At 61.7% G+C, this 14,495-nt stretch carries 13 protein-coding genes and 1 pseudogene; 8 read left to right on the top strand and 6 right to left on the bottom strand.

The features are described 5' to 3' along the window. The first annotated feature begins 36 nt into the window (after positions 1-36). Positions 37-345 carry a hypothetical protein gene (locus tag DK391_RS19000; RefSeq protein WP_239482882.1) on the top strand — a complete coding sequence of 103 codons (309 nt, stop codon included), beginning with the start codon at positions 37-39 and terminating at the stop codon, positions 343-345. Positions 346-420: 75 nt separating this feature from the next. Here the strand turns inward: DK391_RS19000 and DK391_RS18995 are convergent, their stop codons facing one another. Then, positions 421-687 carry a CsbD family protein gene (locus DK391_RS18995; protein ID WP_109479517.1) on the bottom strand — a complete coding sequence of 89 codons (267 nt, stop codon included), beginning with the start codon at positions 685-687 and terminating at the stop codon, positions 421-423. Positions 688-1,031: 344 nt separating this feature from the next. On the opposite strand from DK391_RS18995, the gene DK391_RS18990 reads away from it, so the two are divergent. Continuing rightward, positions 1,032-2,177, top strand: coding sequence for a porin (locus DK391_RS18990; RefSeq protein WP_109479516.1), 1,146 nt, complete (start codon positions 1,032-1,034; stop codon positions 2,175-2,177). Positions 2,178-2,229: 52 nt separating this feature from the next. Here the strand turns inward: DK391_RS18990 and DK391_RS18985 are convergent, their stop codons facing one another. From DK391_RS18985 to DK391_RS18975, 3 genes and pseudogenes are all read right to left on the bottom strand, one after another. Further along, positions 2,230-2,913 carry a Crp/Fnr family transcriptional regulator gene (locus DK391_RS18985; protein WP_239482881.1) on the bottom strand — a complete coding sequence of 228 codons (684 nt, stop codon included), beginning with the start codon at positions 2,911-2,913 and terminating at the stop codon, positions 2,230-2,232. Between the two features lie 33 nt (positions 2,914-2,946). Beyond that, positions 2,947-3,996: pseudogene (locus DK391_RS18980) on the bottom strand (2-dehydropantoate 2-reductase). Positions 3,997-4,108: 112 nt separating this feature from the next. Beyond that, on the bottom strand, positions 4,109-4,876 hold the full coding sequence (locus DK391_RS18975; protein WP_109479515.1) for a class II aldolase/adducin family protein: 768 nt from the start codon (positions 4,874-4,876) through the stop codon (positions 4,109-4,111). Positions 4,877-5,011: 135 nt separating this feature from the next. Here DK391_RS18975 and DK391_RS18970 point away from each other — a divergent pair, with 135 nt between their 5' ends. From DK391_RS18970 to phaZ, 6 genes are all read left to right on the top strand, one after another. After that, positions 5,012-5,716, top strand: coding sequence for a Crp/Fnr family transcriptional regulator (locus DK391_RS18970; protein WP_109479514.1), 705 nt, complete (start codon positions 5,012-5,014; stop codon positions 5,714-5,716). A gap of 218 nt (positions 5,717-5,934) precedes the next feature. Next, complete coding sequence (locus DK391_RS18965; RefSeq protein ID WP_109479513.1) at positions 5,935-7,578, top strand: fatty acid--CoA ligase; 1,644 nt, start codon at positions 5,935-5,937, stop codon at positions 7,576-7,578. A 27-nt stretch (positions 7,579-7,605) separates the two neighbouring features. Next, the gene (locus DK391_RS18960) at positions 7,606-8,070 is read left to right on the top strand and encodes a MaoC family dehydratase (RefSeq protein WP_109479512.1); all 465 of its coding nucleotides are present in this window, start codon (positions 7,606-7,608) and stop codon (positions 8,068-8,070) included. 32 nt (positions 8,071-8,102) lie between these two features. Then, positions 8,103-9,833 (top strand): alpha/beta fold hydrolase, encoded by a 1,731-nt coding sequence (locus DK391_RS18955; RefSeq protein ID WP_109479511.1) that lies wholly within the window; start codon positions 8,103-8,105, stop codon positions 9,831-9,833. A gap of 43 nt (positions 9,834-9,876) precedes the next feature. Further along, positions 9,877-10,299: a phasin family protein gene (locus tag DK391_RS18950; protein ID WP_109479510.1), complete on the top strand. Its 423-nt coding sequence runs from the start codon at positions 9,877-9,879 to the stop codon at positions 10,297-10,299. Positions 10,300-10,374: 75 nt separating this feature from the next. Next, positions 10,375-11,208, top strand: coding sequence for a poly(3-hydroxyalkanoate) depolymerase (gene phaZ / locus DK391_RS18945; protein ID WP_109479509.1), 834 nt, complete (start codon positions 10,375-10,377; stop codon positions 11,206-11,208). 50 nt (positions 11,209-11,258) lie between these two features. On the opposite strand, the gene DK391_RS18940 is transcribed toward phaZ, so the two are convergent. After that, positions 11,259-13,973, bottom strand: coding sequence for a LuxR C-terminal-related transcriptional regulator (locus DK391_RS18940; RefSeq protein WP_109479508.1), 2,715 nt, complete (start codon positions 13,971-13,973; stop codon positions 11,259-11,261). Positions 13,974-14,285: 312 nt separating this feature from the next. Beyond that, positions 14,286-14,495, bottom strand: a 210-nt coding sequence (locus DK391_RS44900; RefSeq protein WP_204117393.1) for a hypothetical protein, incomplete at its 5' end; no start/stop codon positions are given.

Here is a 14,495-nt window from a genome sequence, read left to right as displayed (position 1 = left end):
GTCGGCTAAAAAAGAAAGACTGCAGGGGAGACTGCGATGACGATGACAATGACGCGCAAGGCGTTCGAGGAAAAGATCGGCGAGGTGCTGCGCGATCATGGTGCAGACGTGACCGCCGATCTCTCCGATGAACTGGTTGCTTACTGGAATGGGCACGCTCTCGCCTACGTTCTGATCCACGAGACGGCGCCGGGGCCACGCTATGAGCACTTCGTGATGGATGCCGAGCGGTGGAAGCACTGGCGGACGTGGTTCGAAGCCTGGTTGAACACACCCACCTTCAGCGTACGTCCGGAAGTCAGCGACTGGATCGCGGACGATCCCCCCGTCGACGCGGGCAACTGATGCCGTTTTTTGCGACCTTCAGCTTCCCGCGATCGACCTGATCCCGTTTCCCGGCGTCACGTGTCCGGCGCCAGGTTATTCGTCGCGATCACGCTTGCCTGCCCAGAGGGCGCCTATCACGAAACCTAGTGCAGTCGCGCCCGCCAGCACGGCGAGGGGACGGGTCGACATCGCGTCGCGGGCCAGACCCACTGCGTCGCCGCACAATTGCTGCGCCTTGCCGCGCAGCTCGTCGACTTTGCCTTCGATCTGCAATCCGGCGTCGCCCGTCAGTGAGCCGACCGTTTCCTTGACGGCTCCCGCTGCTTCGCGAAGCGTGCCTTCTGCCTTGGTGGTTTCCATGTGTCTCTCCTGGATTTGAACATGCCGTCGAGTGGTCTGTGACGTTCGAGCGCATCGTTGATGCGCCGTCTCAGGGCTACTTGCCCAGCAAGCACCGCGCCTGAGCTTGCACTTTTTCTGCGGTACGCAGATGCCCGCAGAAAGAAACTGGCCGCGCCGACTGGCAGCCCTTCCTCGAATTGTAAATTTTCTGGCAGTTGCCGCGATATTTTCCGGGCACCGTATAGGTGTGGCGTCGAGATGACGCCGGACGCACGGTGCAGCGGCTCTGCGCAGGCAAAACCCTCACCGTCCCCGTCCAGATAGTTTGTTGTACGACATAATCATAATGGTGGAGATGAGGCATGAAGAAGGTCAGGAGAATGCTGTGCAAAACCGCTCGAAGAAGCGGACTCGTCGCAGGTGTGATATCGACAGCGACACTGCCGGCGCCAGCGAGCGCCCAGTCATCCGTAACGCTCTACGGTGTTGTCGATACAGGGATTCGCTACACAACTCACGCGGACCCGCAAGGTGATTCCGCTGTCCGGCTCGCCAACGGCGGCGCAACGGAAAGCGTGTTCGGCTTCAAGGGAACGGAAGATCTCGGCGGTGGAAACAAGGCGATCTTCGAACTCGAGGATCGCTTCTTTCCAAACTCGGGCGTGATCGATCCAGCCTATCCGTTCTTCAATACGGCGTTCGTGGGCCTGCAATCCAGCACCTACGGCAAGCTCACGATGGGCCGGCAGATCAATCCACTCTCCGATGCGGTGCTGAGCGCCTACATCACGAATCCCTGGTTGCCGACTTTCTATCAGTTCCGCCCGGAAGTCATGATGGCGCAGGGCGTGTGGACCAGCAACATGGTCAAGTACGCGGCACGCTGGCAGTACCTGACAGCGGAAGTCTCGTATGCGTTCGGCGGCAATGCGGGTGCGTTCGGCTCGGGTAGCCAGATTGGTGCATCGCTGATCTATCTGCCCGGCGCGCCGTTGCGCCTCGCCGCTGCCTACCTCGATTCGCGCGATGCCGTGAATGGATCGGCGCATCTGAAGTCGTGGACGGCGGGCGGTTCGTACAGCTTCGGCAGCACCACGCTGATGGCCGGCTGGGCCGTTAACCGCCAGGACGATGGCTTTGTCGGCAACTTCCCGAACGGTCCGTTTTCTGGACCGGAACTCACCGCGCTGAAGTTCAACACGTTCAGCTCGCGCAAGATGTACTTCGGCGGCGTCACGCAACAGGTGGGCGATTCAACGCATCTGTCGGCCAACGTGTGGCGCACGATCCAGACAGGCAAAACCCAGCCCGCCGACGGCAATGCTACGCAGTTCCAGCTGGTCGCGGACTACAACCTGTCGAAGCGCACGGACACGTATGTGGAAGCCGATTACTCGCTGTATCGCGGCGGCATGGTGGGCGCGCAGTTCCAGGGCATCAGCGCATTGAGCTCGGCCTACGGCACGACCCAGCTGGGCCTCATGGTCGGGTTGCGGCACACGTTCTAGGCGGGCGTTCACACGCGCTCACGTGGGCCCGCATGGGCGCGCGTGAGCGGGATCAGTGGGATTCCTGGAAAGAGCACAGCATGTCCTTCGAACAGATTTCGATCCGGCCGTACCGAAGGACAATTGCGCCTTGTTCCGCCATCGCCTTGAGTTCCAGCGAGAGCGTCTGGCGCGTGATGCCGAGCATCATCGCGAGCGTGTCATGCGATACGGCGACGTCCGGGCGGCTATGCGACAGCATGGTCACGTCGCCCGAAGCGAGCAGCAGCAGGCGGCGCGCAATGCGTGCGCGTGTCGAATGCAGCGTCGCATCTTCGACCATGCGATAAAGCCAGTTCATGTGAATGACCTGCAACTCCGCAATCGCACGGAAGAAGGCGGGGTTCTGCATCAATGCGTCGAACGCTTGCGGGCGGACCACGAACAGGCTCGACCGTTCGAGCGCGACGACGTCACGCAGGCGCGGCTGCCGGCTGGTCAATGAAGTCTGGCCGAACCAGTTGCCCGGCTCGATCACGGCAAGGATCGCCTCCTTGCCGTCTTCACGCAGCGTGCAGGCCTTCAGCTTGCCGCACTTCAGGCCGTAGAAACCGTTAGGCGTGTCGCCGCGGCGGAACACGTACTCGCCCGCATGGACGGTCACCGTTTCGCATTGGCGCATCAGCGCTTCCTGCGCGGCGGGCGGCAACGCACTGAACCACTGGTTCGTGCGCATCGCTTCAGACATGTCGGTCATGGTCGCCATCTCGGTCGCTCGGTGCAAGGCCCATTACGCGGGCAAGCGCTGGTTCCCTGCCGTCACGCCGCGCGAAGCTGCGAGCAGTTCGGCCAGCAGCGCGTCGCCTGTCCACGAAGGGCGTGCCTCGCTTTGCTCGGCTTCGTGCACGAGCTGGCAGAGGCGCGCGTTCACGGGCGCGCTGAGGCCGAGACGATGGGCGAGCTTCACGACTTCGCCATTGATCCAGTCGACTTCCGTCGCACGTTCCGCTGCGAGATCGTCGGACATGGACGAGCGCGCGAGGGGATCGATGGTCAGCATCGCGCGGGCCACGCGCGCGAACCACGCGTCGGGTAAGGCCAGAAAGCGCGGCATCCATGTGGGCGGAACGGGCGTCAACCGGGCCGGCCGAATGCCGGCGCGCGCGAGCAGCGCAAGCGTTTCCGCTTGCGCCATGCCGAGGCAGCGGCGCTACGCGCGCGGCGACAGCTCTTCCTTCAGCGGCCGGTTCGACAGCGCGTTGATCGCGTTGTTGAGGTTGAGCAGCAGCTTGGCCCATTGAACGGGCAGCATGTCGGCGTGCTGTTGCAGCGGCAAGCCTGCCCGCTCGAAGTCACCAACGAACGGCTGCAAGCCGGGAGCGCGCTTGATCTCGAGTTCGCCGCGCGATCCCTGATGATAGGCACCGGGTCCGCGCTCGATCACGTTGAACGGCACCATGCCTTCGAGCACCGTCTGGATCGGCAAGGCTGCACGCAGGACGTCGGCGTTGCCGACGCCGTTCTGGAAGCTGACCACGATCGTGCCGGGCCGCAGCACGCCGGCCAGTTCGGCTGCGACGGTCGGCGTCGCTGCGGACTTGACGGTGACGAGCACGAGATCGGCAGCGGCCGCCGCGCTGAAATCCGTCGATACATCGATGCGTTCGGGCGGCACCGACCAGCGGCGCTCGCCGAACTGTGACAGCGTCAGCCCATGCTGGCGCAGCAGATTGCCCACGCGTTCGCGTGCGATGAAGGTGACGTCGCTGCCACCGGCGAGCAGCCGCCCGCCGACGTAACAGCCAATCGATCCCGCGCCATAAATACAGATCTTCGCCATGCCATATCCCGATGAGGCCGCTGTCCAAACCTGTCGATGCGCTGGGCGGCAGGCGCGGCCCATGACGTGTCCGCCGCCCAGTTCCCGCATCGGTGCTTTCAACTGCTATGCGTCAGTCCGCATAGCCGGGGTTACGCCGGTCGAGCCGCCGCAGCAGGCCCGGCCATACGAGTTGTCCTGCGCTCACGCCACGCGTCGCCTGTGCGGCTTGCTGCGCGATGCCATCGAGGATCGGTTGGGCGATCGGCAGCAGCTTGCCGCCGCCAGCCTGCGCGCGAACCTGGATCATGCACGACGCCTCGAAGAAGTACATCGCGACGAACGCATCGGCAGCCGATGCGCCGACCGTCAGCAGGCCGTGATTGCGCAGCATCAGATAGCTGTTGCTGCCGAGGTCGCGCACGAGCCGGGGCTTTTCGTCTTCGTTGAGCGCGATGCCTTCGTAGTTGTGATAGCCGAGCGACGCGAGCACCACCAGCGATTGCTGCGACAACGGCAGCAAGCCCGCTTCCTGTGCCGACACAGCAGCGCCGTTGACCGAATGCGTATGCATCACGCAAAGCGCATCCTCGCGCGCTGCATGTACCGCGCTGTGGATATTGAAGCCCGCGGGATTCACGTCATACGGCGACTCGGAGACCTTGCGACCGTCGAGATCGACCTTGACCAGCGACGATGCCGTGATCTCATCGAACATCATGCCGTACGGGTTGATGAGGAAGTGGTGTTCCGGGCCGGGCACGCGTGCCGAGATATGCGTGAACACGAGGTCATCCCAGCCGAACAGCGCGACCAGCCGGTAGGCGGCTGCCAGGTTGACTCGGGCTTCCCATTCGGCGGGGGACACTGCATGCTTCAGGCTGACATCGGTTGCGTTCACGTCGAGACTCCTTGTTCAATGGTTCGTGCGTCTGCAAAACAGCGCGTCTGATTGCGCTGGCGGCCCAAGCCGTGAACGCATGATGTCGGCAATCCCGCGTAAAATCTGTCGCATAGCCGACACGTCGACAAGCACATGGAACCCAGGCTGCTTCACTATCGTCCTCAACTCGAATCGACGCCCTGGTTTCGCGGCTTGCCCGTCGAATTGCAGGACTATCTGATGAGCCACGCCACGCTGGTGCGGCTCGAAAAAGGCCAGTTGCTGTATCGATACGGCGAGCCTTCCTATGGCTTGTATGCCGTGCTCGAAGGCGCGCTATCGGTCGGCACGGTTGGCATCGACGGCAAGGAATCGCTGCTTGCCGTGCTCGGTCCGACTGCATGGGTCGGCGAAATCTCGATGTTCGACGGCTTGCCGCGTCCGCACGACGCCATTGCCATGAGCCGTTCACTCTTCCTGCATGTGCCGGAAGCCGCGCTGAAAAATCTGCTCGACACCACGCCGCGCTACTGGCGCGACTTCGCGCTGCTGATGGCGCAGCGCCTGCGACTGTCGTTCAAGAGCACGGAATCGCTCGCGCTTCAGCCTGCGGCGCAACGCGTCGCCAGCCGTCTGCTGCTGATCGCCGAAGGCTATGACGGCCTCAACGCGACACAGAGCCGGATCCGGCTCTCGCAGGACAGTCTTGCCTCGATGGTGTCGCTGTCGCGGCAAACCACCAACCAGTTGCTCAAGAGCCTCGAAAGCCAGCAGATCATCAGCGTGAAGTTCGGCGAGATCCAGATTCTCGACATCGAACGGCTGCGTGTGGCGAGCGTGGGTCTGTCCAGGTCGTAGGCTCACCGTAAGCAAGGCGCGTTTCCTTCCGCATCACCTTCCTGCATGCCTCAAGCCGCATTGTCTCCAGGCGGCCGTCGCATGGGACTCCCCCGTTCAGGGGATATTGCCTCCCTCCGAACCCGCCGATCATGGCCTCACCCGGAATGCACCGGGCGCGGCCTGCCTCGACGGACCTGTGCGCGCCCGAGTCATTCCCATGACTTCAGGAGACACCGATGCTGGACGCCGGGCACGAATCGACGCCATCCCCTTACGCCTATCCGCTGCTGATCAAGCATTTGCTGCACACGCCGTTCGTTCAGGCGCCGGATCAGGAGATCGTCTACCGCGGCCAGCTGCGGATCAGCTACACGATGCTGCGCGAGCGCATCGCGCGGCTTGCGAACGGCCTGCACGCGCTGGGCGTGCGCCACGGCAGCACCGTCGCGGTGATGGATTGGGATAGCCATCGCTATCTGGAGTCGTACTTCGCGGTGCCGATGATGGGCGCCGTGCTGCAGACGGTGAACGTGCGGCTGTCGCAGGCGGAGATCGCCTACACGATCAATCATGCGGGCGCAGACGTGCTGTTCGTGCATACGGACTTCCTGCCCGTCGTTGAAGCGATCAGGGATCAACTCGAAACCGTCCGCACCTTTGTGTGGATCGACGAACCTGGCAGCGATGCCTGCGCGCACACCATCCCGTTCACGACGGAATACGAAGCGATGCTCGCCGCCAGCGCGACGCACTACGACTTCCCCGACTTCGACGAAAACACCCGTGCCACGACGTTCTACACGACGGGCACAACGGGCTTGCCGAAAGGCGTGTACTTCTCGCATCGTCAGCTGGTGCTGCATACCGTCACGCTGATGGCGGCGCTCGCCAGCCCGGTATCGGGCCAGCGCTTTCATCGCGGCGACGTCTATATGCCGCTCACGCCGATGTTCCACGTGCACGCGTGGGGCATGCCTTACATCGCGACCGTGCTCGGCGTAAAGCAGGTGTATCCGGGCCGTTATGTGCCCGAGCGTCTCGCGCAACTGGTGCGCGACGAAGGCGTCACGTTCTCGCACTGCGTCAGCACGATCCTGCACATGCTGCTCTCGTGCGACGAAGCGAAGCACGTCGATTTCAGCCAATGGAAAGTCGTGATCGGCGGCGGCGCGCTGCCGCATGGACTCGCACGCGCTGCGCTCGATCGCGGTATCGACGTATTCACAGGCTATGGGATGTCGGAGACGTGTCCAGTCTTGAGCCTTGCGCAACTGCCGCCGCATACGGAGCCGCTCGATCTCGATGAAGAAGTGCGACTGCGCTGCAAGACCGGCTATCCGGTGCCGCTCGTCGATTTGCGCATCGTCAACGAACACATGGAAGACGTCGCGCACGACGGCAAGGCGTATGGCGAGATCGTCGTGCGCACGCCGTGGCTCACGCAGGGTTATCTGAACAATCCGGAAGCGTCCGCGCAATTGTGGGCAGGCGGCTATCTGCATACGCAGGACATCGCGAACATCGATACGACGGGCAACGTGCAGATCACCGATCGCATCAAGGATGTCATCAAGTCGGGCGGCGAGTGGATTTCTTCGCTCGAAATCGAAAGCCTGATTTCGCTGCATCCAGGCGTGGCTGAAGTCGCCGTGATCGGCATCAAGGACGAGAAGTGGGGCGAGCGTCCTGTCGCGCTCGTGGTGCCGAGGCAGAACGCGCAACTCAGCGAAGAGGACATCAAGCAGCATGTGCTGGGTTTCAGCAAGACCGGGCAGATCTCGAAGTACGCGGTGCCGCAGGTGGTTCGATTCGTCGATGCGCTGCAGAAGACGAGTGTCGGCAAGACGAACAAGAAGTGGTTGCGCGATCAGTTCGCCTGACCCGAATCCTCTGAAGGAGCAAGCACGATGAGCATCAACGGATACAGCATCGCGACGATCGACCGCTTCGTGGGTCGCGAACTGGGTGTGTCGGAATGGGTCAGCGTCGATCAGGCGCGCATCGACGCGTTCGCTGCCTGCACGGGCGACGCGCAATGGATTCACGTCGACGTCGAGCGCGCAAAACGCGAGAGTCCGTTCGGCGGCACGATTGCGCACGGCTATCTGACGCTGTCGCTGCTGGCGGCGCTCGCGATCGGGATGGGGCTGATTCCCGACGACGCAAAAGCGGGCCTGAATTACGGCCTCGACAAGGTGCGCTTCATGACGCCCGTCAAGGCAGGCGCGCGGGTGCGAAACCGCGTGACGCTGATGTCGGCGGAAAAGAAAGAGGGCGGCCGGATCATCATCAAGACGATGACCGAACTGCAGATCGAAGGCGAAGAGAAACCGGCACTGATCGCGGAATCGCTGGCGATGCTGGTGGCGTGAGCGATGTGACGTGGATGGAGACGGAGTGAAACATGGCAGAGACTGAAATGAGCGTGGCGAAGAAAGCAGGAAAACCCAACACGCAGAACACGCAACCCGACGATGTCGCGACGTCCGCCGCCGACGGCATGCTGGGGCCGACCCCGTTCGTCGGGCTGCGCCCGCGCGAGATTCTGGCAACGATGCAACAGATCGGCGCGCAGGCGCTGCGTCAGCCGACGCTGGTGGGCGAGCAGGAAGCCGCCCTCGTGCGCGATCTGCTGGCGGTGCTGGGCGGCAGCGCGGATTGCAAACCGCCGCACGGCGACAAGCGTTTCGCCGATCCCGCGTGGCAGGACAACTCGATGTACAGAATGGCGATGCAGGGCTATGTGGCCTGGCGCAACGCGCTGACAGGCTTCGTCGACCGTTCCGCGCTCGATGCGAGAACCAGGGAGCGCGCGCAGTTCGTGCTGTCGCTTTTCACGGATGCGTTGTCGCCGACCAATACGCTGCTCGGCAATCCCGCGGCGCTGAAAAAAGTGATCGATTCAGGTGGCGCGAGCCTGCTGGGCGGCGTGCGCAATCTCGTCACCGATATGTTGCAAAACCAGGGCATGCCGGCACAGGTGGATAAGACGGCATTCAAGGTTGGCGAGAATCTCGGCACGTCGGCAGGTGCGGTGGTGTTTCGCAATGAAGTACTAGAGTTGATCCAGTACGCGCCCGCGACAGAACACGTCTATAGCCGCCCGCAACTGATCGTGCCGCCGCAGATCAACAAGTTCTACGTGTTCGATCTGTCGGAAGGCAAGAGCATCGTCGAATATCTGGTGAAGAGCGAATTCCAGGTGTTCGCCGTGAGCTGGCGCAATCCGACTGTCGAGCAAAGCCACTGGGATCTCGATACCTATGTCGCCGCGCTGCTCGAAGCGATTGCCGCCATGCGCGAAATCACTGGCAGCGACGACGTCAATCTGCACGGCGCCTGTTCGGGCGCGATGACGATCTCCGCGCTGCTCGGCCATCTCGCCGCGCGCGGCGACACGAGCGTGCATGCCGCGACGCTGATGGTGGCCGTGCTCGACAACACGGCGGATTCGCAACTCGGGTTGTTCGCGACACCCGAAGCGATTGCTGCCGCCAAGCAGAACAGCATTTCGAAAGGCGTGCTGGCCGGTGAAGAAATGGGCCGCGTGTTCGCATGGATGCGGCCCAACGATCTCGTCTGGAACTACTGGGTCAACAATTATCTGCTCGGCAAGGCACCGCCCGCATTCGACATCCTCTACTGGAACAACGACGCGACCCGCTTGCCCGCACGTCTGCATGGACAACTGCTCGACATCTTCACGGGCAATCTGTTCTGCAAGCCGCGTGCACTGACCGTGCAGGGCACGCCCATCGACCTGAACGATGTGAAGTGCGATACCTATGTGGTGGCAGGCATGACCGATCACATCACGCCATGGAAAGGCGTGTACAACACGGCGCGTATCTTTGGCGGCAACACGCGCTTCGTGCTGAGTTCGGCAGGTCATATTCAGAGTTTGATCAATCCGCCCGGCAATCCGAAAGCAAAGTACTTCCTCAATCCCGATCTGCCGGCCGATGCCGACGCATGGCTTGCCAATGCCCACGCAGAGAAGGACTCATGGTGGGACAACTGGCGCACATGGCTTGGCGAGCGCTCGGGCGAAAGACGTGCTGCGCCGGCTTGTATCGGCAGCACACAGCATCCTGCAGGCGTGAAGGCGCCGGGCACTTACGTCATGGAAGCATGACGTTGATCACTTTTCTAAACGCAGTACCGATGGAGTAATGAAGATGGAATCTACCCGCACCAACAGCATGTTCACCGAGTACACGAAGCTCTTTGGAAAGTTCAAGCTGCCTGGCCTCGATATGGGCGCGCTGATCGAATCGCGCCGCAAGGATCTCGAGGCGATGGCCGAGATCAACACGACGGCACTGGCAGGCGTGCAAGCGCTGGCGCAGAAGCAGTCGGACATGCTCCGCTCCACGCTCGGCGACGTGCAGACGTTCTTCTCGCGCGTCACGAAAGACGGCCAGCCGGTTGCAAGCACGGGCGAAACCGTCAGGCAGACGCTGCAAAAAGCACTCGCCGATGTGCAGGATCTTGCGGATACGGCCTATCGCGCGCAATCGGACAGCGTTGCCGTGGTGACGAAGCGGGTCGCCGAGCATGTCGAAGAGATGAAGGCGCTGTTGCAGACAAAGAAGAAGTAACACGGCACGGCCTGTGCGGCACGCTGGCGCTTCGATTGAACGTTCGCATCCAGAAGAACATGTGGGGAAACAAGCATGCACATCAACCCTGAATCTGCCTGCAGCATGCAAGTCCGGATGATCGATCTGGATGGACAGAGCTTGCGTGTCGCAACGTGGCAGGGCAGCGACGCGTCACCGCCGCTGCTCATCTTCAACGGCATCGGCGCGAATCTCGAACTGGTGGAACCGTTCGTCGCGGCACTCGAAGACGTGAGTGTGATCATATTCGACGTGCCGGGTGTGGGCGGCTCTCCTGCGCCCGTCGTGCCATATCGCTTTTCCACTTTGTCTGTGCTGGCCGACAAGCTGCTGACACGGCTCGGTCATGACGGTGCTGTCGATGTACTCGGCGTGTCGTGGGGCGGTGCGCTTGCGCAGCAGTTTGCGCGTCTTTATCCGCGGCGTTGCCGGCGTCTGATTCTCGCGGCCACGTCGCCTGGTGTATTGATGGTGCCGGGAAAACTGTCGGTGCTGTCGAAGATGATCGGGCCGCGCCGCTATACCGATCCTGCGTATTTGCAGAAAGTCGGCGCCGATATTTACGGTGGCGCATACCGGCGCGACCCGTTGCTGCTCAAGGCGCATAGCCGGCATATCCAGCCGCCGCGTGGGCGCGGCTATCTGTATCAGCTGCTTGCGGCATCGGGTTGGACCAGCTTGCCGTGGCTCGGCGCTTTGCGCCAACCAACACTCGTGATGCACGGCAGCGACGATCCTATCGTGCCGCTGACCAACGCCAGAATTCTCGCCGCGCGGATTCGCGATGCGACGCTCTATGTCATCGACGATGGTCACCTGTTCCTCGTTTCGCGTGTCGATGAAGTGGCGCCCGTGGTGCGCAGGTTCCTTAGGCAAGAGGCGGTTTGAGTTTGTTTGCGGGCGGCGCTCCACGCTGGCCGCGTGACAGCGTGCGTGGATCAATTCGCCGCGACGAGTCCCAATGCCTGGGCGCGCGCCACAGCCTGCGCGCGTTTGTCGACGTTCAGCTTCACAAACACGTTCTTCACATACGTCTTGACGGTCTCGGGCGAGATGCCGAGCGTGCGTGCGATCTCCTTGTTCGACTGCCCACGCGCAATCAGTTCGATGATGCTGCGCTCTCTTGCGCTCAGAGGTTCGCGCACGGCCTCGCTGCCTGCTTTTGCGTCGGGATCGTGCAGTGCGCGCCAGCCGTTCAGCAGACGGTCGATATACGCGATGGTTTCCTTGTTCTGCAACGTGGCGCGCATGTCATCGCGTGCGGCTTGCAGAAGCGGGCCGATAGCATAGCCCTGATCGATGATCGACCGGTAGATCTCGTGATTGGCATTCAATACGTCGCGGAAGATTTCGATCGCGCGAGCCGGTTCGTTTGCGCGCAGCCATACGAGCGCGAGCACCGTGCGCAGGCGCAACGCGAGATAGTCGTTGTGCCGGCTTTCGACGCTGTGCAATGCAGCCGTGATCGACTCGACTGCCTCACCCGTGCGGTTCTGCGCCATCGCCAGCGAAGCAACCGCGATAGCGCGAAAGGTGTCGATTTCCGGCGAGGCTGGCTTCGATGCGGCGACGCGCGAGTCGGCCAGCTGTTCCAGTTGTGCGACAGAAGCTGATGCTTCCGTGATTCGATTCTCTCGCAGATAAAGCCGCGTGCGCTCAACGTGCACGCCTGCGATCATGCGGTCCCATCGGCGCATATAGCCGAGTCTTTGTGCATGATCGAGCAGTGCGTAGGCGTGCTCGAAATTCGCGCGCGCGATGGCAATCCGCACCTGCACCCGATAGGCGAAGAACGTGCTGTCAAGCAGCACAGCCAGATCAATTACGGGCATCAGCTCGGCGAGCAGGGCTTCGGCTTCGTCGAGGCGTCCCTGTTCGTACCAGATCTGCGCGATCATCGGCGCGCACAACGCCGCCGCGATGGACTTCGGACCTGAATGACGTTCCGCGAGCCGGATCGATTCTGTGAAATAACGTTCGGCGAGCACGAAGTGCATCTGCTGCATTTCAGCGTGACCGAGCAGGCAAAGCCGATACACGGACGCGAACACATTGCGCTGGTCTTCTTCGATGGAATAGGGAATCCACGGCGTGGCATACAGCGCGCCCAGGTTGCCTGCTTTCCAGTGCGCAAAGCGCACGACGTTGGAGGCGACGTTGGTAGTCCAGCTATCCGTTGAAGGATGTTCGAGGCAGGCTTGCGCAATCGCGAGCGCGCGGGGCCCATCATCCTGTAACCCGGCGACCACCGAGCGGATAGCATCGCATTCCCAGCGTATTTCGATAGCGGCCTTGTGCGTGCTCGCTTCTGCGTCGCGCTCGATGTCTTCCAGCATCGCGAGCGCTTCATCGAAACGCATGGCGAGCGCCATGCCCCATGCAATCGCGAGCGTGATCTTGACCTGTCCGCGCATCAGATGCGCTGGAAAATGGCGTTGCCAGCCGAGCAAGGTGAGCAGGTCGCCTTTCGTTACGAGCGTCATCGCGCAGTTTCCTACCAGCGACACGGCGTGCTCTGTGTCGCCTGCGGCGAGCGCGTGCCGCACGGCGTCCGTCCATTGCTGCTGGCTCGCATACCACTGGCACGCGCGGCGATGCAGATCTGCGATTTCATCGCGATGCCGGGTTTCCAGCCTGCGCCGCAGGTACTCGGCCATCAGATGGTGATAGCGAAACCAGTGCCCTTCGATGTCGAGTGGATCGAGCAGCAACTGATGCGTGCAGATGGTGTCGAGCATGTCATGGCCATCATGCGTGCCGGTGATGGCGTCGCATAGCGGCGCGCACAGGCGTTCCAGAATCGACGTGCGCAGCATGAACGCGACCATGTATTCTGGCAGGCGCGTGAGCATGTCTTCGAGGTACGCAGCGAACGGCCGCGATGCGCCAGAGGGTGGGCTCACGTCATGCGGGGCTGTATCGTGATCGCGCGAAAGCACGGAGGTGGAAATGCGCAATGCCGCCGCCCAGCCTTCCGTGCGCGCGAAAAGCGACTTGATGTGCGCTTTGTGAATGCCACCGGGGCATTCGTGTTCGACGAAGTCACGCGTTTCGTCGATGTTGAAGCGCAGCGCCGTGGCATCGATCTCCAGCAGTTCATTCTTCACGCGCAGTTGCGCGAGCGGCAGCGGTGGATCGGTGCGAGTGCAGATCACGACGTGCGTATTCGACGGAATGTTCGCGATGAAGTGCGCCATGGCATCGTGAATCGCAGGCAGGCTGACGAGGTGATAGTCGTCTATGAAGAGGTAGATCTCGTCGTCGACTTCGACCAGTTCGTTGATCAGGGTCGAGCCGATCAATTGGGCGGGCAGGAGCGATGCTTCCATCGTCAGGTTGATTGCGGAAGCGCCGACATCCGGACACGCGTTGTGCACTGCCTGCGCGAGATGATGGAAGAAGCGGGTGGGTTCGTCGTCGTCGCTATCGAGCGAAAGCCACGCAATGACGGCGCCGTTGGCCGCGAGCCGGTTGAGCCACGTCAGCGCCAGCGACGTCTTGCCGAATCCCGCGGGCGCCTTGATGACGGTGAGCCGTTTGGATTCCGCCTTGTCGGCGAGCGCAACGAGTCTGGGCCGGTCGATCAGGCCGGCGGGCAGGCGCGGCGGATAAACCTTGGTGGCGACGAAAAGGGGCGTGCTCGTAGTCGGCATCAGGACACCATGTGTTCGAACGCGTCGATCGATGTCATTCGTCCAATCATACGCTCAACCCGATCAAGGTGAGGGTCAGTACCTTCACCGGGATGATCCAGTGGCTGCGAGTGACTTACCGAGTCGTTTTGAGTGTCTCTGCTTCTCTCTGCGAATTGCTCTGCTGAAAAGGCTCTCTGCGTGACCTAAAAATATTTTTCAGAATTCGCTTGACGCGTGGTGTGGGGTCTCGCATAATTCGGCCTCTCCAAACGACGGAGACGCAAGAAAGCAGCAGAAAACAGCGGCTTTTTAGCGAATGTTCTTTAAAAATCAACAGCCGATAAGTGTGGGTGCTCGATGGCGACGCACGGTGATCTTCGGGTCGCCGATATAGCGAAAGTAATCGAGTCTCACACAGAAGTAATTGAGGAAGGTTTGACTGGGTGAAGAACTCAGCGCAGATCTTTCGTCAGTGATTTTGAGTGAGCGACCGGTTTCTAACGAAACCGAAAAACAGTAACAGGTTTGAACTGAAGAGTT

Source organism: Paraburkholderia sp. C35 (assembly GCF_003121405.1).
Taxonomy (GTDB): domain Bacteria; phylum Pseudomonadota; class Gammaproteobacteria; order Burkholderiales; family Burkholderiaceae; genus Paraburkholderia.
Note: the sequence above shows the minus strand (reverse complement) of the source record. Positions and strands in the feature narration are given on the sequence as shown.